The 25,880-nt window shown below is 69.7% G+C and carries 21 protein-coding genes, 1 pseudogene and 1 riboswitch; of the genes and pseudogenes, 18 read left to right on the top strand and 4 right to left on the bottom strand.

Features of this window, described 5'->3' with window-relative positions:
• Positions 1 to 282 precede the first annotated feature (282 nt).
• From HBK84_RS12675 to HBK84_RS08855, 3 genes are all read left to right on the top strand, one after another.
• On the top strand, positions 283 to 624 hold the full coding sequence (locus HBK84_RS12675) for a hypothetical protein (protein ID WP_206069143.1): 342 nt from the start codon (positions 283 to 285) through the stop codon (positions 622 to 624).
• Positions 589 to 709, top strand: a riboswitch (SAM riboswitch). It overlaps the preceding gene by 36 nt.
• A 76-nt stretch (positions 710 to 785) precedes the next feature.
• Positions 786 to 2,174: a bifunctional o-acetylhomoserine/o-acetylserine sulfhydrylase gene (locus HBK84_RS08860; protein ID WP_167318700.1), complete on the top strand. Its 1,389-nt coding sequence runs from the start codon at positions 786 to 788 to the stop codon at positions 2,172 to 2,174.
• Between the two features lie 2 nt (positions 2,175 to 2,176).
• Entirely contained in the window at positions 2,177 to 3,334 is a 1,158-nt protein-coding gene (locus HBK84_RS08855; RefSeq protein WP_085106630.1) for a homoserine O-acetyltransferase, read from the top strand.
• Positions 3,335 to 3,444: 110 nt separating this feature from the next.
• On the opposite strand, the gene HBK84_RS08850 is transcribed toward HBK84_RS08855, so the two are convergent.
• Entirely contained in the window at positions 3,445 to 4,293 is an 849-nt protein-coding gene (locus tag HBK84_RS08850; RefSeq protein WP_085106631.1) for an SGNH/GDSL hydrolase family protein, read from the bottom strand.
• Positions 4,294 to 4,368: 75 nt separating this feature from the next.
• Between HBK84_RS08850 and HBK84_RS08845 the strand changes: the two genes are divergently transcribed.
• Positions 4,369 to 5,022 (top strand): alpha/beta hydrolase, encoded by a 654-nt coding sequence (locus HBK84_RS08845; RefSeq protein WP_167318699.1) that lies wholly within the window; start codon positions 4,369 to 4,371, stop codon positions 5,020 to 5,022.
• Positions 5,023 to 5,026: 4 nt separating this feature from the next.
• Here the strand turns inward: HBK84_RS08845 and HBK84_RS08840 are convergent, their stop codons facing one another.
• Complete coding sequence (locus HBK84_RS08840; protein WP_064846925.1) at positions 5,027 to 5,263, bottom strand: RNA-binding S4 domain-containing protein; 237 nt, start codon at positions 5,261 to 5,263, stop codon at positions 5,027 to 5,029.
• A gap of 37 nt (positions 5,264 to 5,300) precedes the next feature.
• Between HBK84_RS08840 and HBK84_RS08835 the strand changes: the two genes are divergently transcribed.
• The 3 genes from HBK84_RS08835 to mmsB all read left to right on the top strand — a co-directional run bounded on the left by HBK84_RS08835 (position 5,301) and on the right by mmsB (position 9,028).
• On the top strand, positions 5,301 to 6,320 hold the full coding sequence (locus HBK84_RS08835; protein WP_167318698.1) for a DMT family transporter: 1,020 nt from the start codon (positions 5,301 to 5,303) through the stop codon (positions 6,318 to 6,320).
• Positions 6,321 to 6,442: 122 nt separating this feature from the next.
• Complete coding sequence (locus tag HBK84_RS08830) at positions 6,443 to 7,939, top strand: CoA-acylating methylmalonate-semialdehyde dehydrogenase (RefSeq protein WP_167318697.1); 1,497 nt, start codon at positions 6,443 to 6,445, stop codon at positions 7,937 to 7,939.
• A gap of 156 nt (positions 7,940 to 8,095) precedes the next feature.
• Entirely contained in the window at positions 8,096 to 9,028 is a 933-nt protein-coding gene (gene mmsB, locus HBK84_RS08825) for a 3-hydroxyisobutyrate dehydrogenase (protein ID WP_167318696.1), read from the top strand.
• Positions 9,029 to 9,110: 82 nt separating this feature from the next.
• On the opposite strand, the gene HBK84_RS08820 is transcribed toward mmsB, so the two are convergent.
• Positions 9,111 to 9,629: a MarR family winged helix-turn-helix transcriptional regulator gene (locus HBK84_RS08820; protein ID WP_167318695.1), complete on the bottom strand. Its 519-nt coding sequence runs from the start codon at positions 9,627 to 9,629 to the stop codon at positions 9,111 to 9,113.
• A 154-nt stretch (positions 9,630 to 9,783) separates the two neighbouring features.
• Positions 9,784 to 10,674: pseudogene (locus HBK84_RS08815) on the bottom strand (AMP-binding protein); the annotation flags it as partial.
• A 202-nt stretch (positions 10,675 to 10,876) separates the two neighbouring features.
• Between HBK84_RS08815 and HBK84_RS08810 the strand changes: the two are divergent.
• From HBK84_RS08810 to dnaG, 11 genes are all read left to right on the top strand, one after another.
• Positions 10,877 to 12,073, top strand: a complete 1,197-nt coding sequence (locus tag HBK84_RS08810) for an acyl-CoA dehydrogenase family protein (protein ID WP_167318693.1) — start codon at positions 10,877 to 10,879, stop codon at positions 12,071 to 12,073.
• 309 nt (positions 12,074 to 12,382) lie between these two features.
• Complete coding sequence (locus HBK84_RS08805) at positions 12,383 to 13,765, top strand: glycine--tRNA ligase (protein ID WP_144999046.1); 1,383 nt, start codon at positions 12,383 to 12,385, stop codon at positions 13,763 to 13,765.
• Between the two features lie 7 nt (positions 13,766 to 13,772).
• Positions 13,773 to 14,750: a GNAT family N-acetyltransferase gene (locus HBK84_RS08800; protein ID WP_167318692.1), complete on the top strand. Its 978-nt coding sequence runs from the start codon at positions 13,773 to 13,775 to the stop codon at positions 14,748 to 14,750.
• Between the two features lie 623 nt (positions 14,751 to 15,373).
• Positions 15,374 to 15,658, top strand: a complete 285-nt coding sequence (locus tag HBK84_RS08795; protein ID WP_035963562.1) for a glycosyltransferase — start codon at positions 15,374 to 15,376, stop codon at positions 15,656 to 15,658.
• Between the two features lie 239 nt (positions 15,659 to 15,897).
• Positions 15,898 to 17,310, top strand: coding sequence for a sugar porter family MFS transporter (locus HBK84_RS08790; RefSeq protein WP_167318691.1), 1,413 nt, complete (start codon positions 15,898 to 15,900; stop codon positions 17,308 to 17,310).
• 60 nt (positions 17,311 to 17,370) lie between these two features.
• Positions 17,371 to 18,732 carry a galactokinase family protein gene (locus HBK84_RS08785; protein ID WP_167318690.1) on the top strand — a complete coding sequence of 454 codons (1,362 nt, stop codon included), beginning with the start codon at positions 17,371 to 17,373 and terminating at the stop codon, positions 18,730 to 18,732.
• 84 nt (positions 18,733 to 18,816) lie between these two features.
• Entirely contained in the window at positions 18,817 to 19,668 is an 852-nt protein-coding gene (locus tag HBK84_RS08780; RefSeq protein ID WP_240918913.1) for a hypothetical protein, read from the top strand.
• Positions 19,649 to 20,833 carry a tRNA dihydrouridine synthase DusB gene (gene dusB / locus HBK84_RS08775; protein ID WP_064846741.1) on the top strand — a complete coding sequence of 395 codons (1,185 nt, stop codon included), beginning with the start codon at positions 19,649 to 19,651 and terminating at the stop codon, positions 20,831 to 20,833. Before HBK84_RS08780 ends, dusB begins: the two co-directional genes overlap by 20 nt.
• A gap of 5 nt (positions 20,834 to 20,838) precedes the next feature.
• Positions 20,839 to 22,158: a deoxyguanosinetriphosphate triphosphohydrolase gene (locus tag HBK84_RS08770; protein WP_167319177.1), complete on the top strand. Its 1,320-nt coding sequence runs from the start codon at positions 20,839 to 20,841 to the stop codon at positions 22,156 to 22,158.
• 120 nt (positions 22,159 to 22,278) lie between these two features.
• Positions 22,279 to 23,658 carry an aromatic acid/H+ symport family MFS transporter gene (locus HBK84_RS08765; RefSeq protein ID WP_167318689.1) on the top strand — a complete coding sequence of 460 codons (1,380 nt, stop codon included), beginning with the start codon at positions 22,279 to 22,281 and terminating at the stop codon, positions 23,656 to 23,658.
• A gap of 199 nt (positions 23,659 to 23,857) precedes the next feature.
• The gene (gene dnaG / locus HBK84_RS08760; protein WP_167318688.1) at positions 23,858 to 25,828 is read left to right on the top strand and encodes a DNA primase; all 1,971 of its coding nucleotides are present in this window, start codon (positions 23,858 to 23,860) and stop codon (positions 25,826 to 25,828) included.
• Positions 25,829 to 25,880 lie beyond the last annotated feature (52 nt).

The following is a 25,880-nucleotide window of genomic DNA, read 5'->3' as shown; positions in this document are numbered from 1 at the left end:
TTCCGCAGCGACGAGTACTACTCCGCTGGCACCATGACCAGCTGCCCGTCCTCCGTGGAACCGTTCTCCCTGCACATGTCCATCGCGGCCGTGGCTGGCGGCGTTCACCATCCTGGCGGTGGTCGGCATCGCGTTCAACGTGGCCATTTTCTTGTGGTTGGCACCCCACATCATCGGTCGCTACTGGCTCGCGCGCGGTATCGGTGACTACCACCCGTCCATGGGGGTGACCGCCACCGGGCTGATCCTCATGCGCGTGGTGGACCCGGAGGCCAAGACCCGGTGTTCGAGGCGTTCGGTTACAAGCAGCTGGTGTTCGAACCGTTCTTCGGGGGCGGGTTGGTCACGGTGCTGGCCATCCCCGTCATCTACCTGACCGGCGTGAGGCCGTTGTTCTTCGTGATGCTCGCGGTGTTCGTGATCGCGGTGCTCATGGGTCTGTTCTACGTCCATCCACGTGAGATGAAGGACCGGGAACTGCACACCCGGGAGATGGAACAGCAGGAACGAGCGGCCACTGACCCCGAGCCCGCTCGCAGCGTCCCCGGCTTGACTCCCGCCCCGCCGGGTTCGGACAATGAGGTAATAGGTCACGAGAGTCAGCGCGAAGCCCCAGCTAGCTGACCGGCAACCCTCCCTTCCGCGGTGGGGTGCCCTGGGTGAGGACCTGGCCGTGGCGTCGACCGACGTCGTGCGGCAAGCGCGGGTCATTGGTGCCCGGTCACAGCACGGGCACCGTGCGGATCGCCACCGGACCCCTGATCCCTCCGAGAAGGAGTACGGCCATGAGCACCGCACCCACCCCCGACAATCCCCAGGGCTGGTCGTTCGAAACCCGACAGATCCACGCGGGCCAGAACCCCGACCCTGTGACCGGGTCGCGAGCCCTGCCGATCCACCAGACCACGTCCTTCGTGTTCCCGGACGCCCGCACGGCGGCGGCCCGGTTCGCGCTCGAGGAGATGGGGCCCATCTACTCGCGCCTGACCAACCCCACCACGGAGGTCGTGGAGAACCGGGTCGCATCCCTCGAGGGCGGCGTGGGGGCCCTGATGGTCTCCTCCGGGCAGGCCGCGGCCACGCTCGCGATCCTTAACCTGGGCGGCGCCGGGACCCACGTGGTGGCCAGCCCGTCCCTGTACGGCGGGTCGTACAACCTGCTCAAGCACACGCTGCCGCGCATGGGCGTGGAGACCACGTTCGTCTCGGACCCGGACAATCCCGCGCAGTGGCGGGACGCGGTGCGCGAGAACACCGTGGCGTTCTTCGGTGAATCCATCCCGAACCCCCGCAACGACGTGTTCGACATCGAGACGATCGCCGGGATCGCCCACGAGGCGGGTGTCCCGCTCATCGTGGACAACACGATCGCCACGCCCTACCTGGTGCGGCCCATCGAGTGGGGCGCGGACATCGTGCTGCACTCGGCCACCAAGTTCCTGGGCGGCCACGGCACGGCGATCGGCGGGTTCATCGTGGACACCGGAGCGTTCGACTACTCGCGGGACCCCGAGCGCTTCCCCGGTTTCAACCAACCGGACGAGACGTACAACGGACTCGTCTACGCCCGCGATCTCGGTGCGGACGGTGCCTTCGGCGTCAACCTCTCGTACATCCTCAAAGCGCGCGTGCAGTTGCTGCGCGATCTGGGGACCTCGATCTCTCCGTTCAACGCGTTCTTGATCGAGCAGGGCATCGAGACGCTGTCGTTGCGCATGGAACGTCACGTGGCCAACGCGCAGAAGGTCGCCGAGTGGCTCGAGGCCCGCCCCGAGGTGCGCTCGGTGTCCTACGCCGGTCTCGAGTCCTCGCGCTGGCACGACCGCGCCCTGAAGTACGCGCCCAACGGCGCCGGGTCGGTGCTCGGCTTCGTGCTCGACGGCGGTCGGGACGCCGGTGTCGCGTTCGTGGACGCCCTGAGCCTGCACTCCAACGTGGCGAACATCGGTGACGTGCGCTCGCTCGTGATTCACCCCGCCTCCACGACGCACGCCCAGCTCAAGGACGAGGAGCAGCTCGCGGCCGGCGTGGAACCGGGATTCGTGCGGCTGTCCGTGGGTGTCGAGGGCATCGACGACATCCTCGCGGACCTCGAGTCCGGATTCGCCGCGGTGGGTGCGCGCGGCGACGCTGCCGGCGACGCGGCGTCGTCGGCGGAGGACACGGGGAACTGACCATGACGGTCGTGGGCAACGGGCCGCGCACGCGGCGCGACGGCGTCGTACGGCGGGCCGAACTCGGCGAGCTCGTGCTCGAGTCCCGGTTCCGGCTGCCGGACGTGCACCTCGCGTACGAGACGTGGGGCGAGCTCGCGGCGGACGGTTCCAACGCGGTGCTGATCGAGCACGCGCTCACGGGTGACACGCACGTGGCGCGCGGTGGTGCGGGGCATGAGGACGCCGCGAGCGCTCCCGAGGGCGCGGCCGCCGCGGCGGACGGTTGGTGGGACGGACTCGTGGGCCCGGGTGCCGCGATCGACACGGACCGCTACTTCGTGGTGTGCGCCAACATCCTGGGTGGGTGCTACGGCAGCACGGGACCCGCGAGCCCCGCACCGGACGGCGTCCCGTGGGGCTCGCGTTTCCCGCGCGTGACCGTGCGGGACTCGGTGACCGCGGAGGCCCTGCTCGCTCGGGCGCTCGGAGTCTCCCGGTGGCGGCTCGTGATCGGCGGGTCCATGGGCGGAGCGCGCGCCCTCGAGTGGGCCGTGTCCCACCCGGATCGGGTGGCCGCGTGCGCCGTGATCGCGGCCAACGCGCGCGTGGGTGCCGAGCAGCTCGCGTGGGGACAGGCACAGTCGCTCGCGATCCGCCAGGACCCGAACTTCCGGGGCGGCGACTACTACGCGGGCGAGTACCCGGAGGCGGGTCTGGGGCTCGCGCGGCGGATCGCGCACATCACCTATCGCAGCGCGCACGAGCTGGAAACGCGCTTCGGCCGCGAACCCCAACCCCGTGAGGACCCCGAGGCCACCCACGTCGCGGACCGCGGTCGGTACCAGGTGGAGAGCTACCTGGACCACCAGGCGTCCAAACTCGCGGGCCGCTTCGACGCGAACTCGTACCTGAGTGTCAACGAGACCTTGATGTCGCACGACGTCGCTCGGGGCCGCGGCGAGCTACGGGACGTCCTCGCCCGCACGCGGTGCGAGTGGCTCGTGGCCGCGGTGGACTCCGATCGGTTGTTCTTCCCCTCGGAATCCGCCGAACTCGTGGCTGCGCTGCCGGGGGAGCAGGAGCTGCACACGATCACGTCCCCGAGCGGGCACGACGGGTTCCTGATCGAAACTCCGCAGGTGGGCATGTTGCTGCGGGAGACCGTGCTGCGGGACTGAGCAGGGAGCCCTGACGGGTCGGCTTCAGCGGTGAGACCCGGTGGGAACGGGTCGGCTTCAGTGGGCGCGGCCCTGACTGGCGGGACTGGGTGACCCGGCCCCGGGCCGGCTCAGGCCTCCCGGTCCTCGACAGGGATGCCCTCGCCCGCACCGGGGATCGTGGTGCGCCCGAACGAAGGGCGCTTGGCGGTGATGTTGTCCCCCGAGCTGCGACGCCGGATCCGGCGGCCGACCCACGGGACCAGGTACTTCCCGGCCCACACGAGGTCCTCTCGACGCGCCTCGCGCCACGTGCGCGCGGGGCGGTCCCCGAGTTCACCGGGAACCAGGTCGTGCTCGACCCCCAGGGAGTCCAGGACCTCGCACGCGATGAGCTGGTGGCCCAGGGGCGAGAAGTGCAACCGGTCCGGTGCCCACATGGCAGGTTCCCCCAGTTGCTGCAGTCCCCAGAGGTCCACCATCACGGCGTCGTGCCGGGCGGCCACCACGCGCACGTTCTCGTTGAAGATCGCCACGCGCCCGCGGATGCCGCGCAGCACGGGGGTGTTGCCGATGTCCGGGCCGTCGAACATCGTGACCGTGGCACCCGTGGCGGCGAGTTTCTCGATCACGGCGTCGAGCCGCACCGCGATGTCGTCCGGATCCGCACCGGGTCGCAGCATGTCGTTGCCGCCCGCGCTGATGGTCACGAGGTCCGGGCGCAGTTCGATGGCCGGTTCCAGCTGTTCGTCCACGATGCCCTGGAAGAGCCGACCGCGGATCGCGAGGTTGGCGTACGCGAAGTCGTCGGTGTGGCGCGCGAGCTCCTCGGCCACGCGATCGGCCCAACCGCGCACACCGCCGGGGACGGCGTCGTCGGGATCGCCGACGCCCTCCGTGAAAGAATCGCCGATCGAGACCATGCGGTGCCAAGGGTGCTTCGGGTCGGAGGGGGCTCGGGAGTGCGTGCTCTTATCCATACCCGGTTTCTAACACACCCGCCTGAACGACTCAGGCCCGCGGGCAGTGCCGGGTGGGCATGTCAGGATGGAACCATGCAGCAAGCTCCCCACGTGATCTGGAACAACGAACCGCAGGACCGCGCCGGAACACCCTTGGTGGTCATGTTCCACGGCTACGGTTCGTACGAGGAAGACCTCATGGCCCTGAGCTTCGCGCTACCGCAGGGCTACACGTACGCGTCCGTGCGCGCACCGCAGCGCGCGGGTATGGGTTTCCAATGGTTCCCGTTGGCCGCAGATCTCGCGTTCACCACGGACGCCGTGGTCGCCGCGGCCGAGGCCGTGATCGAGTGGTTGCGCGAAGAGTCCCAGCAGCACACGCACGTCTTCCTACTGGGGTTCTCCCAGGGCATGGCCATGGCCACGACCGTGGCGCGTCACGTCCCCGAGCTCGTGGACGCCGTCGTGGGGATGTCCGGGTTCGTGATCCCCGTGGCGCCCGACGACGCCCAGGCGGGGTTCTTCCGGGACGATCGACTGCGCGCCGAGCCGCTGCGCATGTTCTGGGGCCGGGACCCGGAGGACCCCGTGATCACCTCGGTGCTCGTAGACGGCACCGCCGAGTGGGCCAACGACCACACCGAGCTGACCAAAATCCAGTACCGGGGCATCGGTCACGGGGTCTGCCCGGAGGAACTCGCGCACATTAAGGAGTATCTCCAGGCCGCCGTGGACGCGACCTCGTAGGGCGTCAGCCCGTCACGATGCGCACGGGCGGCAGCTCCGCCCCGACCACCGCGATCACGTCTCCGGCGTGCAGTTGCGCGCCGCGGCGCAGTTCCACCGCGCCGTTGACCGTGACCTGCCCCTCGGACACCAAGTGCTTGGCGTGTTGGCCGTCCTCCGCGAGGTTCGCGAGCTTGAGCGCTTGGCCCAATCGGATCATCTCGTCACGGATCGGGAGTTCTTCGTAGTCGTCGTGATGCATGGGTCCATCCTCGCAGGCTCGGGAGTAGTCTTCATCGGTGACCTCTTCCACCCCCGTCCGCCGTCCCGCTCCCACTCCACACGCGCCCGCCCGGAGCCCGCTCGTCCTGCTCACGGGGGTCGTGCTGAGTATCCTGGCGGGCTCGTGCCTGGCCGTCCAGTCGCGGTTCAACGGCGCGCTGGGCCGCGCCATGGGGGACCCGTACCTCGCCGCGCTCGTGAGCTTCGGGATCGGGTTCGCAGTGTTGCTCGTGGGCTCCGTCCTACTGCCTGCGGGCCGGCGCGGCGCGGCGCGGTTGCCGGGCGTGCTGCGCACGCGGCGGATCCGCTGGTGGTACTTCCTGGCCGGGGTCTTCGGCGCGTACCTCGTGATCGCGCAGACGCTCACGACGGCGCTGCTGGGCGTGTCCGTGTTCATCCTGGGTCTCGTGGTGGGCCAGTCCCTGGGCGGGATGCTCGTGGACCGGTGGGGGATCGGCCCCGGCGGGATGCAACCGCTGAGCCGCTACAGGGTGCTCGGTACCGTCCTGATCCTGGCCGCCGTGGCCGTGGCCATGGTGCCGCGGTTCTCGGCGGGTTCCCTGCACATGTCCACCCCGGCGCTCGTGGGCGCGGTGGCGTTGCCGATTCTGGCGGGTGTGCTCAACACGGTGCAGACGGCGTGGAACGCTCACATTGCCGCGGCCACAGGGACGCCCCTCACATCCACGCTCACGAACTTCGCGGCCGGGACCGTGGCACTCGTGGTCGTGGCCGGTGTGGCCCGCTGGCTCACGCGCCCCGGCCCCGTGCAGTGGCCCCACGAGTGGTGGCTCTACACGGGCGGGATCCTGGGCATCGTGTTCGTGGCCGCCGGGGCGGTGCTGGCCCGGCACGTGGGTGTGCTGCAGACCAGCCTGGGGCTCGTGACGGGCATGCTGCTTGGGGCGCTCGTGCTCGACGTCGCCGTGCCCACCGCGGCCACCGTGGTCACCCCCGTCACGGTCGCGGGCACGCTGGCCACCCTCGTGGGCCTCGTGGTCGTCACACTCCCGTGGGGTTCACGCCGCCTTTCCTGAGGCGCGATTCTGCGTGGTGTGGTCGGGAATCCGTCGCCCCACGATTGATTGCACGTGTAATGGTTTGTCGTTAGATTTTTCGTGAGACGCACGTCACACTGGAGCGCCGCGAGGAGACGACCATGACCCAGATCCCACATTTCATCGCAGGCACACGCGTCCCGGGGGAGTCCGGGCGATTCGGGGACGTCTACAACCCCGTGCGGGGCACGGTCGCGGCGCAGGTGCCCCTGGCCACCGCGGACGAGGTCGAGCGCGCCGTCACCTCGGCCCAGGAGGCGTTCCCCGTATGGTCCGCGCTCAACCCCCAACGCCGGGGGCGGCTCTTGCTCAAATGGGTGGACCGGATTAACGAGAACGCGGACGAGTTGGCCGAGCTGCTGTCCAACGAACACGGCAAGACGCTGGAGGACGCGCGCGGGGACATTCAGCGCGGCGTCGAGGTCGTGGAATTCGCCGCCGGGGCACCCCACCTGCTCAAGGGGGAGTTCTCCGCGAACGCCGGCACGGGGATCGACGTCCACTCGGTCCGCCAGCCCCTCGGCGTGGTCGCGGGGATCACACCGTTCAATTTCCCGGCCATGATCCCGCTGTGGAAGACCGGCATCGCGCTCGCAGCGGGCAACACGTTCGTGCTCAAGCCCTCGGAGCGCGACCCGTCCGTGCCCGTGCGGCTCGCGGAACTCGCCGTCGAGGCCGGGATGCCCGAGGGCGTGCTGAACGTGGTCCACGGGGACAAAACCGCCGTGGACGCGCTGATCGAGGACCCGCGCGTCAAGGCCATGGGATTCGTGGGTTCGAGTCCGATCGCCCAGTCCATCTACGTGGCCGCCGCGCAGCACAACAAGCGCGCCCAGTGCTTTGGGGGTGCCAAGAACCACATGGTCATCATGCCGGACGCGGACCTCGAGCAGGCCGCGGACGCCCTCATGGGCGCCGCCTACGGCTCCGCGGGGGAGCGCTGTATGGCGGTGTCCGTGGCGGTGCCCGTGGGGGAGGCCACCGCAGACCGGTTGGTCGACCTGCTGCGCGAACGCATTGACCAACTCACCCTGGGCCCGTCCCTCGACCCGGCCTCGGACTTCGGCCCGGTCGTGGGCCCGGACGCCAAGGAACGCATCGAGCGCTACATCGGCATCGGTGAGCAGGAGGGCGCCACGCTGCTCGTGGACGGGCGCGGCGCGGAGGTCGCGGGTCACCCCGACGGCTTCTGGGTCGGGGCCACCCTGTTCGACCACGTCACACCGGACATGCAGATCTACAAGGACGAGATCTTCGGCCCCGTGCTATGTGTTGTGCGTGCCGAGGACTACGAGGAGGCCCTGCGCCTGCCCTCCGAGCACGAGTACGGCAACGGCGTGGCTATCTTCACGCGCGACGGGGACACCGCGCGCGACTTCACGTCCCGGGTGGACGTGGGGATGGTGGGCGTGAACGTCCCGATCCCCGTGCCCATCGCGTACTACACTTTCGGCGGGTGGAAGGCCTCCGGTTTCGGCGACCTCAACCAGCACGGCACGGACGGGTTGAAGTTCTACACGAAGACCAAGACCGTGACCACGCGCTGGCCCTTCGGGGCCAAGGAGGGCTCGAGCTTCGTGATGCCCGCCGGCAGCTGAGCGGGCCCGCGGGCGGCCGCGGGTTCCCTTCCACGGGGCCCGGCCCTGGTCCCCGCCCCATAGGTCCCGCGCCTCACGACCCGCACTTCGCGACCCGAGCCGAACGCCCGAACCGAACGTCCCGAACCCCCGGGTTCCGTACCGTCAGGGAGCACCATGAACACATCCGGCACAACAGATCTCCGGGTGGCCTTCCTGGGCCTGGGCCATATGGGCGGGCCCATGGCCGCCAACTTGGTGGCCGCGGGCGTCCCGGTCCTGGGGTTCGACGTGGTCCCCGCCGCGATGGACGCCGCCCGCGCGGCCGGGGTCACAGTGGTGGACTCGCCCGCGGCCGCGGTCCATGAGGCGCAGGTCGTCATCACCATGTTCCCTTCGGGTCGACACGTCCGGCAGGCCTACACGGGCGACGACGCCGCGCCCGGTCTGCTCGCGGCGGCACCCGCCGGGACCACGTTCCTCGACTGCTCCACGATCGACATCTCCGACGCTCAGGACGCCGCCGAACTTGCCGTGGCGGCGGGTCACCGGGCGGCGGACGCACCGGTCTCGGGCGGCGTCGTCGGGGCGGAAGCGGGAACGCTCGCGTTCATGGTGGGCGCCCCGAAGGACGTATACCGGGACGTGCTCCCGCTGCTCGAGATCATGGGCGGGCGGATCGTGCACTGCGGGGGCAACGGCATGGGGCAGGCCGCGAAGATCTGCAACAACATGATCCTGGGCGTGTCCATGATCGCGGTGAGCGAGGCGTTCGTGCTCGCCGAGAAACTGGGGCTCACGCACGACGCGATGTACGACGTCGTCTCACAGGCCTCGGGACAGTGCTGGTCCCTGACCACGAACTGCCCGGTGCCCGGGCCGGTTCCCGCGAGTCCCGCCAACCGCGATTTCCGGCCGGGCTTCGCCGGAGCCCTGATGGCCAAGGACCTGAACCTGGCCGTCTCCGCACTGACCGATACCGGGGTCGCGGCCCACATGGGCCCGCTCGCCGCGCAGCTGTACCGCGAGTTCGCGGCCGGCGACGGCGCCCACCGGGACTTCTCGGGGATCATCGAGACCATCCGCGCCGAGAGCGAGCGCGGGGCCTGAATGGCATCGCCTGACCAGCAAGGATTGAGCGGGGAGCTTGCGCGGCGGGGCTTAAATGGCGGGGCCTGGCGTCGCAGGGGCGTCAGCCCTCGATCGCGAAGTCCCCGGCGTGTGCGCGGAAGCGCCGCAGGATCGCGATGAGCGAGTCCACCTCGTCCGGTGCGAACCCCGTGTCGCGGAACAGGTCACGGTTGAGCGCCTCGGTGGCTTCGGCGGCTACGGCCGTCCCCCGATCCGTGAGCACGATGGTGATGGCCCGCCGGTCACTGGGCAGCGGTTCGCGGCGCACCAGGCCCGCGTCCTCGAGGCGGTCCACCGCGTTGGTCACGGAGGTCGGGTGGACCTGCAACAGGGCACTGGCCTTCTTCATGAGCATCTGGTGCTCGCGCGAGAAACTCAGCAGCGCGATCAGCTCGTAGCGCGCGAATGTGAGCCCGAACGGTTTGAGGACGGCCTCGGCCCGGGACAGCAGGATCTGTTGCACGCGCATGATGGCCGTGACCGCCGCCATGGGCGCGGCGGTGTCCTCCCACCCGTGCCGCATCCAGTTGCGTTGGGCCTCGGCAATGGGGTCCCTGGGGAGCCCGGGAGTGGTCGACATAGGGAACCCGCCTTCCTCATCGGATGCCGTCGGTGCCCTCCCGCGGCCCGGTCAGGGTACCAAGGGCCTGTCATCGAACGTCCGTCACCGGACGGCCGGTACCGGGCGACCGTCCTCGGGAGACCGTCACGGGAGGGCCGTCACCGGGCGGCCATTACTGGTCCAGGGACAGATCCTCCTCGCGGTACTCCGTCCCGTACCCCTCCGGCGCTCGGCCGGATTCGGAGCGCCGCGTCTCCACCGAACGCAGTTCCACGCGACGGATCTTGCCCGAGATGGTCTTAGGCAGTTCGAGGAACTCGATCCGACGGATCCGCTTGTAGGGTGCCACCTTGGTGCGGCAGTAGGCCAGGATCTCCGTGGCGGTCGCGACGTCGGCCATGCGGCCGGGCGCGAGCGTGACGCAGGCCTTGGGGACCGCGAGGCGCAGCTCGTCCGGGGTGGGGACGATGGCCGCTTCCAGCACCGCGGGGTGTTCCACGAGCACGGACTCGAGCTCGAACGGGGAGATCTTGTAGTTGTTGGACTTGAACACGTCGTCGGAGCGGCCCATGTAGCTGAACACCCCGTTCTCGTCCACCGAGACGATGTCACCGGGTTCCAGACCGATCCAGTACATCGTGGAGAGGTGGCCCACGGGGTAGGACGTGTGGGTGTGCTCCACGAGTTTCGGCTTGGACGTGGTCCCGGACGTGAAGTACAGCAGCAGGGTAGTGTCCCCGCCCGTGGGCGAGTCCGGTTCCAGTTCGTCCGAGCTCGCGTACGCGTCCCGGTAGTCCAGGCACGTGCGGTGGGGAAGCTCGGGTGCGGCGACCGGTTCGGAACCCGCCCGGACCCCCGGGACGTACACGACCGCGTAGTCCCCGGGCCCGGAGGTGAACTTGGCGGCATCCTCCACGCCGCCCACCGCCCACGAGGCGCCGTCGCATTCCACCCGGTCCGTGAGGTCGGTGGGTCCCATCTGGGTGGTCGTGGGGATCACCACCGCCCCCAGCTTGATGCACGCGAGCATGCACTCCCACAGCTCCACCTGGTTGTTGAGCATCGAAGCGCAGCCACACGAACTCCTCCCGGGCCCGTTCCCACTCCTGCTGGAGCGACACCAGGTGGTCGCGTGCGGCGCGAAACTCGTCCGTGACGGTCATGACCGGCCCCTCAAATCCATGTGATCTGTGACACACATATGTACTTGGACGGTCTATAGTTGAAAAGATCACCATTGGATTACCGAGCACCCGAGGGCCAGGATGACCACCACCATCACCTCCTCTCGTCCCCGTGCCGCGTCCGAGCTTCCCGGAGTGGACCTGCTGAAGATCCAGCAGCTGCTCTGCGATGACGAACGCATCCGTTTGGCGGGGATCGAGAAGCACCTGCAGGACAACGTCCGCCGTCAGTCGATCGACCCGTGGAACCGGGAGCACCTGCCCCTGGAGATGCTGCCCCCGCTCGCCGAGCTCGGCCTGGGCAACCTGTTCCGGGACGGCTCGTCCCGGTTGTTCCAAGGACTCGTGCATGCGCAGCTCGCCCGGGCGGACGTGTCCCTGTCCGCGCTGATCGGGATCCACAACGAGTTGATCGTGGGGACCCTCGTGGAACTGGGGTCGCAGCAGCAACAGGACACGTGGCTCCCCGGACTCTCGGACCTCTCCACGATCGGGGCGTTCTGCCTCACCGAACCCGAGCACGGCTCGGACATCGCCGGCGGCCTGGCCACTACGGTCACCCGCGAGGGTGACGAGTGGGTCATCAACGGTCGAAAACGTTGGATCGGTGCCGGAACCGTGGCCCAACTGGCCCTCGTGTGGGCGAGGAACACGGCCGACGGTCAGGTCAAGTGTTTCGCCGTGCCCACCGGGACACCCGGGTACGCCGCGACCAAGATCGGCAACAAGATGGGTCTGCGCATCATGCAGAACGCGGACGTGACGTTCACGGACCTGCGTGTCCCCGCGGACGCCCCGCTCCCCGGGGCAGTGAGTTTCGACGCCGCCAACATGCTGCTCAAGGACTCGCGCGCATGGGTCGGGTGGCAAGCGGTGGGCGCCCAACAGGCCATCCTGGACGTCCTGCGCGAGTACACCCTGCGGCGGGAACAGTTCGGCAAGCCTCTCGCGAGCTTCCAGATGGTCCAGCAGGCCATGGCGGAGATCGCGGGCAACCTCGCGGCGAGCTCCGCGCTCATGGTGCAAGTCACCCGCCTGCAAACGTGCGACGAGATGGACATGATGCACGCGGCCCTCGCCAAGTCCACCGCGACCCGGCTCGGCCGGCGCTCGGCCTCACTGGCGCGTGACGCCCTGGGCGGCAACGGCCTGCTGAGCGACTACGAGATCGCCAAGGTCCTGGGGGACCTCGAGGCCATCTACACGTACGAGGGCAGCTACCACATCAACTCGCTCATCGTCTCCCGGGCGCTCACGGGGGTTTCCGCGTTCGTCTGAGTGGCCGGGAGCTGACGACCAGAAGCGGAAGCCGTGCCCGCAGGACCGCGCCCGGGGTCGTGACCGACCAGGCGCGGTCCCTCATGAGCGAGGGCCGCACGGTTAGGCGGGGATTCGGCATCCTCGTTACCCTGGTGACAGCGCCTTCGCGCGCCGTCGGGCGTTCTCGTCCCCACCGCACCCGCACCCTTCGGTGCCGGTCCCGCGTGGGCGGCCCCGCGGCGTTGTCGTCGGTGCCGTGAACGACCCACCCAGTACTCCACGCACGGCCGCAGCCAGCGGTCGGGCGAGAAACGGACGTGAGACCGCATGGCTGCCAAATCCACCCTGGACAATGTCATCTCCCTGGCCAAGCGCCGGGGCTTCGTGTTCCAGGCGGGTGAGATCTACGGCGGTTCGCGCTCCGCGTGGGACTACGGGCCCCTGGGCGCGGAACTGAAGGAGAACATCAAGCGCGAGTGGTGGCAGACCTTCGTGCGCGGCCGCGCGGACATGGTGGGCCTGGACTCCTCGATCATCCTGCCCTCCGCGGTGTGGGAGGCCTCGGGCCACGTGGAGACCTTCACGGACCCACTCGTGGAGTCGCTGCACACCCACAAGCGCTACCGCGCGGACCACCTGCTCGAGGCGTACGAGGCCAAGCACGGCCACCCGCCGGTCAACGGGCTCGCGGACGTCAAGGACCCCGAGACGGGCCAGGACGGCAAGTGGACCGACCCCCAGCAGTTCTCCGGGCTCATGAAGACCTTCCTGGGTCCCGTGGACAACGAGGAGGGCAAGCACTACCTGCGCCCGGAGACCGCTCAGGGCATCTTCGTGAACTTCCTCAACGTGGTGACCGCCGCGCGCAAGAAGCCCCCGTTCGGGATTGGGCAGATCGGCAAGGCGTTCCGCAACGAGATCACCCCGGGCAACTTCATCTTCCGCACGCGGGAGTTCGAGCAGATGGAGATCGAGTATTTCATCCACCCGGACGAGGCGAAGCAGTACTTCGACGAGTGGGTCGAGGCGTGTTGGAACTGGTTCGTGGACCTGGGTGTGAACCCCGACAACATGCGCCGCTACGACGTCCCCGAGGACGACCGCGCGCACTACTCGGACGGCACGATCGACATCGAGTACCGTTTCGGTTTCCAGGGCTCCGAGTGGGGCGAGCTGATGGGCGTGGCCAACCGCACGGACTTCGACCTGAACAACCACACCGAACACTCCGGCACCAAGATGCAGTACTTCGACCAGGCCTCGGGGGAGCGTTATACCCCGTACGTGATCGAGCCGTCATTCGGGCTGACCCGTTCCATGATGGCGTTCCTCGTGGACGCGTACGTGGAGGACGAGGCCCCCAACACCAAGGGCGGCGTGGACAAGCGCACCGTGCTGCGCCTGGACCCGCGCCTCGCTCCGGTCAAGGCCGCCGTGCTGCCGTTGTCCAAGAAGGAGGACCTGCGCCCCGCCGCGCAGAACCTGGACGCCGAGCTGCGCAAGCGCTGGAACATCGACTACGACGACGCCGGGGCCATCGGCCGCCGCTACCGCCGCCAGGACGAGATCGGCACGCCGTTCTGCATCACCGTGGACTTCGACACCCTCGAGGACCAAGCCGTGACCGTGCGCTCGCGCGACGAGATGACCCAGGAGCGCGTGGGTCTGGACCGCGTCCAGCAGTACCTCGCCGACCACCTCGAGAAGTAGGCACCGCATGAGCATCGAGTACCGTCCGTGGCGAGAGGACGACGACCTGCGTCTGCTCGAGGTCTGGCCGGACGCGCCGTCGGCCCCCGCGCAGGCCTTCCGTGCGCGACTGGGTGCCGACGACGACGCCGCGTTCTCCCGCACGCTCGTGGCCGTCGACGACGGCGTCCCCGTGGCGGCCGGGGTGGTCTACGAGTCCCCGTGGCACCCGCGCCGGTTGTGGGCATACGTGGAGGTGGCTCCGGACCGGCAGCGCGAAGGCATCGGCCGGGAGCTCCTGGCGCGCTTGCGGAAAGTGGCCGCGGACGCGCCGTCGAGCGTCACGGCGCTGCGCTCCCGCGTGACCCCCGGCTCCGCGGGGGAGAGCTTCGCGAAGGCGGAGGGCCTGACCCCGACCATGCGCTCGCGCGTGGTGCGCGTGGCCGCGGGTGCCCTGCCCGAACCCGCGCTCGGACAGACCGCGGACGGCTCGTGGGTGCGCTCCGTGGAAGATCTCGCGACCGGTTCAGTGGAACTAACACGCGCCGTGTGGGAGTTCTACCGCTCGGTCCACGACTGGGACCCGGTTGCGGAGATCGGGATCGGTGCGGTGAACCGGCAGTTGCTCTCGGACACCGCCGGAGCGTTCGGAGCCCTGGTGCTGCGCGCGGGCGCTCCGGGGAGTGACGGTCCCGCACCGATCACCGCGTTCGCCGTCAGCTACCGCCCGTTCGATCCGCAGGATCCCGAGGACCGGGCCACCCGGTTCGAGGCCGCGGACGTGTTGCTGGGCTACGTGCCGGGCGCCTCTTCCGGTGACGGTTCCGCGCGTGAGGCGGGTGCGGCCGTGGAGACGCTGCTGGCCCTGCTGGTCCGGGACTACCCCGTGGAGCTCGAGGTGGACGACTCCATGACCCCGCTCGTGGCCGTGGTGGACAACCTGCTGGAGGCCGGGGTCGCGCACGTGGTCACGGAAACGGTCACGCTGGTGGACGACCGCGTGTAAGGCCGCCGGTCCAAGCCGGTGCGGGGGGAGGACGGGTGCGGTGAGGACACTGGTTCTCCACGCGGGTGACCACACGGCGTGCCCGTACGGCATCGACCTGTTTCCGGGTCCGGGTTTCCCGGTCACCGGTGTCCGACCCCTGCGGGGCAGGCTACGCCGGAAACTGCGGGACGTCGTGAAGCATCGGACCCACACTATGGTGGACGTGCCCCTCAGGGCCGTGCCCGGGGTGCGGAACGCCGAACTGGTCTTGGGGGTGCTCGAACCCGTCACGGCACTCGCCGCGCAGCTCAAGCGGCGGGACGTGCCGCCGTACGCAGGCACACTCCTGGTGATGATCTCGTGCTGGCTCGTGGAATGGATCCGACGAGCGGATCCCGATCGCAGACGCACGCTCGTCCGCCGGTTCTCGGCGGTGGATCTGATCCTCATGCTGAGCCGGAACCAGATCGACATCCTCGTGGATGCAGGGTTCCGGGCCGATCAGGTGGCCGCTATCCCGTTCGGCTGCGCACCGGAACTGTTGACCGACGACGGGACGCACCGGGCCGTCGACGTCCTCGCCGCCAGGTTCGATCACGGCCGTTCCCACGCGGGAGCTCGCGTACCTCACCGGGCAAACGGTGGCACTCGAGGCCGCGGCCGGCGGGGCAGCCGTGGCCTTCACCGCGACCGAAGCCCTGAGCGAATACCTCAACGCAGGGTTCGCGGCACCCGTGGCGGTCGGTGACCCCGAGGGTTGGCGACACACCGTGGACCGCTTGCTGCGCCACCCGGCCGAGCGGGAGGCGCTCGCGGAGGCGGGTAGGGCCGTGGTCACCGAGCGGTTCACGTACCACAGGATGTGGCGCGCGTTGCGGGACGAGCTCCACGATCACGGGATCCGTTCGGGCCGCGGTGCGAACTGACCGCCGCCGCCCGGTCTCGGCCTACGAGGCCTCCGCGTGCTGCTCGTGCCGAGACAGCACGGCCGTCATGAGCCACGCGGCCACGCTCGCGAGCGCCACGGCGGTGGAGCCCGCGGCCAGGATCGCGGGCACCGAGGACTGACCTGACGACAGAACGTCGAGCGGGTCGGCGCCGAGCAGCCCCGCGGGCCACGCAATGCGTCGTTCGTGGTAAGACGTTCACGGAGGAAAGGAGTCCCATGCCCGAGACCCAGGCGAGTCCGTCGCGCACGGAGCCACCGCGACGCCAGGAGATGAACGGCCGGTTGCGGCTGATCGCCACGGTGGCCACGTTCGGCGGATTGCTGTTCGGTTACGACACCGGGGTGATCAACGGAGCGCTGCCGTCCATCGTGGCGGATCTGCGGTTGACGCCGTTCCTGGAGGGTCTCGTGGCCTCGATCCTGCCGTTCGGCGGGGCGTGGGGCGCGGCGTTCGGCGGCAAGCTCGCCGACCGCTACGGCCGCCGCCGGGTGCTGATGATACTGGCTGTGGTCTTCGTGGTTGCCACGATCGGGTGTTCGATCGCACCCACCGTCGCGGTGCTCGTGATGTTCCGCTGCCTGCTGGGGCTGGCCGTGGGCGCGTGTTCCGTGATCGTGCCCGTGTTCCTCGCCGAACTCGCCCCCTCGCACCTGCGCGGTCGCGTGGTCGCTCAGAACGAGCTGATGATCGTGGGCGGCCAGGCGCTCGCCTTCGTGTTCAACGCGGGGTTGGCGACGGCGTTCGGGCACCTCCCGCACGTGTGGCGCGTCATGCTCGTGCTCGCGACCGTCCCCGCGCTCGTGCTGTGGATCGGGATGATCGTGGTGCCGGAGTCCCCCCGCTGGCTGGCCCGCCACGGAGCGGTGGAGAAGATGTTCCAGGTGTTGCGCCGCATCCGCGAGGACTCCTACGACCGGCGCGAGGGTGAGACCGTCCTGGAACTCGCCCACGAGGACGAGCACCGCCCCGCGGCCCGGATCACGGATCTGGTCCGCGTCCCGTGGATCAGACGAATCTTCGTGCTGGGCGCGTCCATGGCCGTGATCAACCAGATCTCGGGGATCAACGCGATCCAGTACTACGGCGTCACGGTGCTGCAGGACGTGGGCTTCGGCGGCAACGGGGCGTTCTACGCCAACATCATCCCCGGGATCATGGGGGTCGTGGCTGTGGCCCTGGCCATGTACCTGCTCAAGCACGTGGGCCGCCGGACACTGTTGCTGACCGGGTTGGTGGGGACGGCAACGTCGTTGACGGGCTTCGCGGTGTCCTACCTGACGATCCCCGAGGGCAGTCCGGCGCGCGCGTGGGTGATCCTCGCGTGCATCGTGGTGTTCGTGGGGTTCATGCAGTGCTGCATCGGCACCGTGACGTGGTTGTACATGTCCGAGATCTTCCCGCTCAACGTGCGCGGTGTGGGCATGGGTGTGTGCGCATGGATCCTGTGGATGATGACGTTCCTGGTGGGGCTCACGTTCCCCGTGCTCACGGACGCGCTGGGCGTGGGGTACACGATCATGATCTTCGTGGTGCTCCAGCTCGTAGCGATCGTGTGGGTGTACTGCGTGGCCCCGGAGACCAAGGACAAGTCCCTCGAGGAGCTGGAGCGCTACTTCCGCGCCGGGTAGGGGACAATGGTTCGTCAGTCGTCCTACGACGCCCCGTCCACACCATGTGAGGAACCGTCCGTGTCCTGTGAGCTCAGCGAAACCGCCACCCCGGAAGACTTCGCGCGCCCGCGCTGGGTCGCGCAACCGGACGTGCGTGAGCGGGCGCAGCGGTTGAGCACGAAGTTCGAGGAGGTCTACGCCCGCCCGCCCGCAGGGGTGTGGGCCGCGCCCGGCCGCGCGAATCTCATGGGCGAGTACATCGACTACTCGGGCGGGATGTGCCTGCCCTTCGCCCACCAGTACGTGACGTTGACCGCCGCCGCACCCCGCACGGACGGGCTGCTGCACGCGCAGTCCCTCCAGGACGCGGACGCCTCCGTCGCGGACCGTGAGCCGCGCGCGGCCCGGGTGAGTGACGTCCAACCCGGAGCCATCCACGGCTGGTTCGGCTACGCCGCGGGCGTGGCGTGGGGGATGAACCGCGTGGCCGTGGGGCACTCCGAGCACGAGGCCGTGCCCGAACTCGCGCTCGGTGCGGACTTCGGCGCGGACCTGCTCGTGGACTCGACCGTGCCCATCGGCGCGGGGCTCGCCTCCTCCGCGGCGCTCGAGTGCTCGGTCGCGCTCGCCCTGTTCTCGCTGCGCACGGGCGACGACCACCCGGACGACACCCTGCGCCGCGCCCTGGCCCGAGCCTGCATGGACGCGGAGAACTACATCGTGGGCGCCAACACCGGCGGCCTGGACCAGACGGCGTCTCTGCGCTCGCACGCCGGGCAGTTGCTCGCGCTGGACTGCCGCGATTTCGACGTCGCCCGTTTGCCCGCCGATCCCGCGCTCGCGGGTCTCACGTGGCTCGCCGTGGACACGTGCGCCCCGCACAAACTGGCCGACGGTCAGTACAGTTCCCGCCGCGCCGAGTGCGAGGCCGCCGCCGCCGTGCTCGGGGTCTCCCGGTTGCGGGACGCCCTGCCCGAGGATCCGGGGTTCGACGACGCCGCGGCGGTCCTCGAGCGCTTCGACCACCTGCTCGGGGCGGGCGCTCCGCTGACCGAGGACCCCCGAGGGACCCGGTTGCGCCTGCGTCATTCCGTGACCGAGATGGTGCGCTCGGAGAAGATCGCCCGACTCCTGCGTGAGGCGGACCCGGACTGGGCGGCCGTGGGGCGGCTGCTCGTGGCGGGCCACGAGTCCATGCGGGACGACTGCCAGGTCACGGTCCCGGAACTGGATACGGCGGTCGAGGGCTGCCTGGCCGCCGGGGCCGTGGGCGCCAAGGTCGTGGGCGGCGGTTTCGGGGGCTCGGTGATCGCCCTGGTTCCCGAGACCCACGTGGAGCGACTCGCGAGCGCGGTGCAGCACCGGTTCGCGGAGAACAGGTTCCCCGATCCGCTGTTCCTCACGCTCACCCCGTCCGACGCCGCCCGCAGGGTCCTCTGACCCCGCGCCCCTGCGGCATCGGTTGCACGGGGCAATGATTCGGTGCTGGAAGAATCACGCGGTAGGAGCATAGGAGGAGGGCGCATGTTCGCACGGGCCAGGGTGGCGCGCAGGCTGCAACGGGGCCGGGCGGCGTCGTCGTCCGGGGACACCGCCACGGCACGCGGCCACTTCGCGGCGGCCCTGCGCACCGCGCGACTCGGGGAGGCGTGGCTGGAAGCGGGCCAGGCGGCGTCGTCGTTGGGGGATCTCGCGCGGGACGCCGGTGACTGGGCGGACGCGGAACACCACTACCGACTGGCCGCGACCCAGTACAAGCGCGCGCCGCGGTCGGCGCGATCCCTGGGAGCGCGGGTGCAGTGCCTCGAGAACCTCGGGGACGTGTTGTTGCTGGCCGGGCGCCCGTGGGACGCGTACCGCGAGTTCCAGGAGGGGGCCGCGGCGGCGGGGGTGGATCCGGCGCGACCCGCCGGGGACGGTGCGGGCTTCGTCACGCGGGAGGACCTGCGCTGGGTGTCCCACCTGGCCACCGCGGCGCAAGCGGCCGGGCGGCGCAAACTCGCGGCCGAGCACTACGAGACCGTGCTCGCGGGCTGCGAAGCGCGCGGGGACGTGGCCGGGCAGATCATGTGCTGGAAAGGGCTCGCGGCGCTCGCCGAGGGGATGATGGCCTGGAACGACGTTGCCCACGCCCTCCACACCGCAAGCAACCTCTACCCCGCGCTGCCCGAGCCGGAGGCCCACACCCGCGAGTGGGTGCAGTGCCTGCGGGACCTGGGCGCGGTGTACAAGACCCTGGGTCGCAGGGACAAGCAGGTGCGCGCGTTCAAGCTCGCGATGCGACTCGAGCAGGTGGACGCGTCCGCGCGCACCGACCGCGACGCCGGGCAGCGGACGAATGAGACAATGGCCCACGATGAGCACCGAGACGACTGAGACCGCGGACCGTGAACCGGCCGTGTTGAACTTGAAACCCCTACAGCTGGGCCGGCTGACCGTGGACGTACCCGTGGTCCTGGCGCCGATGGCCGGGGTCACGAACAAGTCCTTCCGCACCCTGTGTCGGGAGTACGGCGGGGGACTATACGTGACCGAGATGGTCACGGCGCGGGCACTCGTGGAACGCCGCCCCGAGTCCCTGCGGATCATCGACCACGACCCCCACGAGACCCCGAGATCCATCCAGATCTACGGTGTGGACGCCGTGAACGTGGGCAAGGCCGTGCGGATGGTCGCGCAGGAGGATCGCGCGGACCACATCGACCTCAACTTCGGGTGCCCCGTGCCCAAGGTCACCAAGCGCGGTGGTGGTTCCGCCCTGCCGTGGAAGACCGACCTGTTCCGCGCGATCATCCGCACGGCGGTGCGCGAGGCCGGGGAGATCCCCGTGACGGTGAAGATGCGCATCGGCATCGACGGCGAACACCAGACCTTCCTGGATGCCGGGCGCATGGCCCGCGATGAGGGGATCGCCGCGGTGGCCCTGCACGGGCGCACCCTCGAACAACACTATTCGGGCCACGCCGACTGGGATGCGATCGCGCGGCTGCGCGAGGCCCTCCCGGACATCCCCGTGCTGGGCAACGGGGACATCTTCTCCGCGGAGGACGCGGTGCGCATGGTCGAGCACACGGGCGTGGACGGCGTCGTCGTGGGTCGGGGCTGTCAGGGCCGGCCGTGGCTGTTCGGGGACCTGCAGGCAGCCTTCGAGGGCAGCCCGCGCCGCTACCGGCCGGGTGTGCGCAAGGTCGCGGAGACCGTGTACCGCCACGCCGAGCTGCTCACCCAGGAGTTCGGGGACGAACTCAAGGGCTGCCGCGAGATCCGCAAGCACGTGTCCTGGTACTTCAAGGGGTACCCGGTGGGCGGGCAGTTACGCGCCCGCATGGCGCAGGTGCCCACACTCGCCGCGCTGCGCGAACTGCTCGACGAACTCGACCTGGATGCCCCCTACCCGGGCGCGGACGTCGAAGGGCCTCGGGGCCGGGCGGGCTCGCCCAAGAAGCCCCACCTGCCGGACGGCTGGCTCGACTCCCGCATCCTGGGCGACGCCGAACGGCTGGGTCTCGCGGCCGCCGAGCTCGACGTCTCGGGAGGCTGATCCCACTGCACACCCCCGACTGTCTGGCGATCCTGCCCCCGGACTACGAGCACACCGACACCGAGCGGTTCGTCGTCGAGAACCACCACAACCGCCATCGCAGCCACTTCGAGCGGGACCGCGCGCGCGTGCTGCACAGTTCCGCGCTGCGAAGGCTCGCGGCCAAGACCCAGGTGGTCTCGCCGCAGTCGGACGACTTCGTGCGCAACCGGCTCACCCATTCGCTCGAGGTCGCCCAGATCGGGCGCGAGCTGGGCAAGGCGCTCGGGTGCGATCCGGACGTCGTGGACGCCGCGTGCCTGTCCCACGACCTCGGTCACCCGCCGTTCGGGCACAACGGTGAGACGGCGCTCGCGCAGCTGACCCGCGGAATCGGGGGCTTCGAGGGTAATGCCCAGACCCTGCGCCTGCTCGTGCGGCTCGAGCCCAAGATCATCGCGCCGTCGGGGGAGCCCGCGGGGCTCAACCTCACCCGCGCGACACTCGACGCCACGTGCAAGTACCCGTGGAGCGCGGCGGACGCCCCGCCCCGGCCGGACGGGCGCCCCAACCGCAAGTTCGGAGCCTACGAGGACGACCTGCCTGTGTTCGAGTGGTTCCGTGCGGGCGCGGTGCCCGGACGCAAGTGCATCGAGGCCCAGGTCATGGATCTCGCGGATGACATTTCCTACAGCGTCCACGACGTCGAGGACGCGGTCGCGGCCCACGCCCTGCAGCTCGAGAACCTCACACAACCCGCGCACCGTCACCGGGTCATCGAGTGCACCCGCAGCTGGTATCTGCCCGCGGCCACGGAGGACGAGCTCGACGCCGCGCTGTCCCGGCTCGAGTCCTCATCCGTGTGGATTCCCCGTCTGCACGGGACACGCGCGGATCTGGCACGACTGAAGAACATGACGAGCCAGTTGATCGGCCGGTTCGCGATGTCCGCGGTCGAGGCCACCCGGGACGTGGCCGGGGACGACCGGCTCACCCGGTACCGGGCGTCCCTCGTGGTCCCGCGCGAGACGGAGCTCGAGATCGGGGTGCTCAAGGGCATCGCGACCGCGTTCGTGATGACCGTGCGGGACGCCCTGCCCCTCTACGACAACCAGCACGAAATCCTCACGATCCTCGTCGACGCCCTGATGCAGACGGATGGGCGGTTCCTGGCGCCCGAGTTTGCCGCGGACTGGCGTGCCCTGGGGGACGGTCCCGGCAGTGAAGCCGCCCGGTTGCGGCTCGTGGTCGATCAGATCGCGTGCCTCACGGACCGCTCCGCGGTCGCGCTGCACGACCGGATCCGGGGCACCAACTGGCGCACGGGGGACAAGCCGCTCTGGTGAGGTCCGGCGGCATCGATTCTGTGCCCCACATCGCGTCCCGTTGATCGGGAAAATCGGGTGCGTCACGTCCGCGTGAGACTAAGATCACCGTGTTCCCTCCCCACGACCGGAAGTGATCCCGTGAGTGCCGAAACCGCCGCCCCATCGCGTGGGCTCGTCCTGAAATCCGCCGCCTGGGTGGCTCCGCTGTGTTGGATCGCGGTGCTGCTCGACGGTTTCGACGCCGTGGTGCTCGGCGCCGTCATGCCCGCCCTGCTCGCGGACCAGGCGTGGGGGATGACCACCGGTGAGGCCACCGCGGTCGCGACCGCCGGTCTGTTCGGCATGATGGTCGGCGCCCTGGGCATGGGCTACCTCACGGACCGCTGGGGCCGGCGCAAGATGCTCATCGGCGCCGTGATCGTGTTCTCGGTGCTCACGTTCGCCGCCGCGTTCGCCCCGACCGTCCTGTGGTTCGGCATCCTGCGCTTCCTCGCGGGCCTGGGCCTGGGCGGTTGCCTGCCCACCGGCATCTCCATGGTCACCGAGTTCTCCCGCCCCGGCCGCGGCTCCCACGCCACCACGGTCATGATGACCGGCTACCACGTGGGTGCCGTGCTCACCGCGGCGCTCGCGATCTGGGTGCTGTCCCACTTCACGTGGCACACCATGTTCATCGCGGGCGCGCTGCCCGCCCTGATCCTCGTACCGCTCATGCTCGTGTTCCTGCCCGAGTCCCCGTCCTACCTCGCGTCCAAGGGCCGCCTCGAGGATGCCCGCCGGGTGGCCACGCACTACAACGTGCCCTTGGAGATCGGCGACGCCGCCCCCGCGGCCTCGGGCGCGCGCGGTGCCGCAGCGCCGTCGGCCCAGGTGGGGGCCGAGAAGAAGGGCGCGGCCCTACTGTTGAGCGGCACGTACGCGCGCAACTCCGTGGTGATCTGGATCGCGTCCTTCATGGGTCTGCTGCTCGTGTACGGGCTCAACACGTGGTTGCCGCAGATCATGCGCGCCGCGGACTACGACCTCGGCAACGCGCTGGGCTTCCTGCTCATCCTCAACGTGGGCGCCGTGGTGGGGCTGTGGATCGGTGGCCGCGTGGCGGACCGGATTACCCCCCGCATCGCGAGCATCATGTGGTTCGCGGCCTCGGCCGTGCTGCTCGCGGCCCTCGCGATCCGGCTGCCCGTGGCCGGGATCTACGTCATGGTGTTCCTGACCGGGTGCTTCGTGTTCTCTTCCCAGGTGCTCGTGTACGCGTTCACCGCGACCAACCACCCGCCGCGCGTGCGCGCGACCGCCCTGGGCATGTCCGCCGGGGTGGGGCGTCTCGGCGCGATCAGCGGTCCCATCGTGGGCGGCACGCTGTTGGGTGCCGGGCTCGCGTACCCGTGGGGGTTCTTCGCGTTCGCCGCGGTCGGTGCCCTGGGCAGCCTGGCCATGGTTGGGTCCAAGACCGTGGGTGCCCCGGACCGCCGCATGGTGGTCGGCGGGAACGACGATGCCCCGGCGGCTCGCTGACCCCGCGCCCTGTTCGTCGCGGGACCGTTCGGTGACGCCGTGGCCGGAGTCATCGCGTGTCCTCGCGGGCCCGTTAACCAGTCGTTCCGGTCCGCTGCATCGGCTCCCGCACGCTGCGCCACGAGCGCACCGTGCGGGGGCCGCTGCACATCCGTGACGAGTGCGCGATCCGGTTTGACGGGGTGCCTAAACTGGCCGAGTGGCCGGACTGATCAAGCGTGAAGACATCGACGAGGTCCGTGCGCGCACGGACCTCCGCGAGGTCGTGGAACAGTACGTGACCCTCAAGCCCGCGGGCATCGGTTCGTACAAGGGACTCTGCCCCTTCCACGACGAACGCACGCCGTCCTTCCACGTGCGCCCCCAACTGGGCACGTACCACTGCTTCGGGTGCGACGAGTCCGGGGACGTCATCTCCTTCCTCATGGAAATGGACCACACGCCGTTCTCGGAGACCGTGGAACGGTTGGCCGCCCGAATCGGGTACGAGCTGCACTACGAGCAGGGTTCCGCACCCAACCGGGAGGAAGTAGGGCGTCGACAGCGGTTGCTCGACGCACACAAGGTGGCCGCGGAGTTCTTCCAACGCAACCTCTACACCCGGCAGGCCGCCGCGGCCCAGCGGTTCCTGGGGGAGCGAGGTTTCGATCACGACGCCGCTCGCACCTACGGGATCGGCTACGCACCGCAGGGGTGGTCCCACCTGTTGCAGCACCTGCGCAATCACGGGTTCACGGACCAGGAACTCAAGCTCACCGGCATGGTCTCGGAGGGCAACCGCGGACTCTACGACCGGTTCCGGGGGCGGCTGATCTGGCCCATCCGCGCGGTCGCGGGGGAGGTCATCGGGTTCGGGGCACGCAAGCTCTACGACGACGACCCCGGCCCCAAGTACCTCAACACCCCCGAGACCCAGCTCTACAAGAAGTCCCAGGTGCTCTACGGCATTGACCTGGCCAAACGGCCGATCGCCAAGACCAAACAGGTCGTGGTCGTGGAGGGGTACACGGACGTCATGGCGTGCCACCTGGCCGGGATCACCACGGCGGTGGCCACGTGCGGCACCGCGTTCGGCGCGGACCACATCAAGATCGTGCGCCGGTTCCTCTCGGACGACTCCGCCGGGGGAGAGGTCGTGTTCACGTTCGACGGCGACGCCGCCGGACAGAAGGCCGCGCTGCGCGCCTTCCAGGAGGACCAGCGGTTCGTGGCCCAGACCTACGTGGCGGTCGAGCCCCACGGGATGGATCCGTGTGACCTGCGCCTGACCCGCGGGGACGTGGCCGTGCGTGATCTCGTGGAGTCCCGCACCCCGCTGTTCGAGTTCGCCTTGAAAGCCACGATCCGCGAGTACGACGTCAACAGCCTCGAGGGTCGGCTCCGCGCCATGCGGGCGTGCGCCCCGATCGTGGCCGGGATCCGTGACCCCGCCCTGCGCCCCGCGTACGCGCGGGAGCTGTCCGGGTGGCTGGGGATCGAGACGGACGAGGTGCTGCGCGCCGTCGACGCCGCCTCCCGCAGTGAGAACGGCCGGGGAGAATCGGGGCGGGGGCGCGGTCAGGGGTCGACCCCGGACCGTCCGGATGCTCGTGGCCACCGCGGTGACTCGGCCGGATCGAGGCATGGCTCGGGGCCTGTCTCCGGGCCCGGCTCGGCCCCCGGTGAGAACCACCGGCCCGAGGCGCCCGAGCTGCCGGATCCGCGCGAGCCCGTGTCCCGGATGGAACGGGAGGCGCTCGAAGTGGTGCTCCAGCTCCCGGACCTCGTGCCGGACGGCTACTGGGAGCATTTCGATTCCGCCGGCATGACGTACCGGGTGCACCAGGTCTTGCACGATGCCGTGGTGGCCGCCCGCGCGGACGAGGACTATCACGGTGAGGGCGGTCGCGCGTGGCTCGAACACGTGCGCGCCCACCTGCCCGAACCGCTGCACGGCTACCTCGCACAACTGTCCGTCACGCCGCTACCCGCGGCCACCGAGCAACAAATGCGCAACTACGCGGTGGGCGTGCTCACCTCGCTCGTGGAGATGCACATCAACCGGGCGAAGTCGGACAAGCTGGCTCACCTCAACCGGTTGAACGCGCAACGAGAACCCGAGCTGTACCAACAGCTCAACCGCGAACTGCTGGACCTCGAACTGCAGCGGCGCAGCCTCACCGGGGTGTGACCCCGACTCAGAGGGGTGTGGCGCTTGCGGGTGGTGGCGGGGATTCGATTTG

The organism is Kocuria sp. KD4, from assembly GCF_011769905.1.
Classification (GTDB): domain Bacteria; phylum Actinomycetota; class Actinomycetes; order Actinomycetales; family Micrococcaceae; genus Kocuria; species Kocuria marina.
Note: the sequence above shows the minus strand (reverse complement) of the source record. Positions and strands in the feature narration are given on the sequence as shown.

Excerpts from the sequence above, each read along its gene's own strand:
- HBK84_RS08855 (WP_085106630.1), top strand. The coding sequence starts at position 2,177 with ATGACGGTCGTGGGCAACGGGCCGCGCACGCGGCGCGACGGCGTCGTA.
- HBK84_RS08820 (WP_167318695.1), bottom strand. The coding sequence starts at position 9,629 with ATGTCGACCACTCCCGGGCTCCCCAGGGACCCCATTGCCGAGGCCCAA.
- HBK84_RS08805 (WP_144999046.1), top strand. The coding sequence starts at position 12,383 with ATGGCTGCCAAATCCACCCTGGACAATGTCATCTCCCTGGCCAAGCGC.
- HBK84_RS08860 (WP_167318700.1), top strand. The coding sequence starts at position 786 with ATGAGCACCGCACCCACCCCCGACAATCCCCAGGGCTGGTCGTTCGAA.
- HBK84_RS08845 (WP_167318699.1), top strand. The coding sequence starts at position 4,369 with ATGCAGCAAGCTCCCCACGTGATCTGGAACAACGAACCGCAGGACCGC.
- HBK84_RS08850 (WP_085106631.1), bottom strand. The coding sequence starts at position 4,293 with ATGGATAAGAGCACGCACTCCCGAGCCCCCTCCGACCCGAAGCACCCT.
- HBK84_RS08840 (WP_064846925.1), bottom strand. The coding sequence starts at position 5,263 with ATGCATCACGACGACTACGAAGAACTCCCGATCCGTGACGAGATGATC.
- dusB (WP_064846741.1), top strand. The coding sequence starts at position 19,649 with ATGAGCACCGAGACGACTGAGACCGCGGACCGTGAACCGGCCGTGTTG.
- mmsB (WP_167318696.1), top strand. The coding sequence starts at position 8,096 with ATGAACACATCCGGCACAACAGATCTCCGGGTGGCCTTCCTGGGCCTG.
- HBK84_RS08780 (WP_240918913.1), top strand. The coding sequence starts at position 18,817 with ATGTTCGCACGGGCCAGGGTGGCGCGCAGGCTGCAACGGGGCCGGGCG.
- HBK84_RS08790 (WP_167318691.1), top strand. The coding sequence starts at position 15,898 with ATGCCCGAGACCCAGGCGAGTCCGTCGCGCACGGAGCCACCGCGACGC.
- HBK84_RS08830 (WP_167318697.1), top strand. The coding sequence starts at position 6,443 with ATGACCCAGATCCCACATTTCATCGCAGGCACACGCGTCCCGGGGGAG.
- HBK84_RS08810 (WP_167318693.1), top strand. The coding sequence starts at position 10,877 with ATGACCACCACCATCACCTCCTCTCGTCCCCGTGCCGCGTCCGAGCTT.
- HBK84_RS08800 (WP_167318692.1), top strand. The coding sequence starts at position 13,773 with ATGAGCATCGAGTACCGTCCGTGGCGAGAGGACGACGACCTGCGTCTG.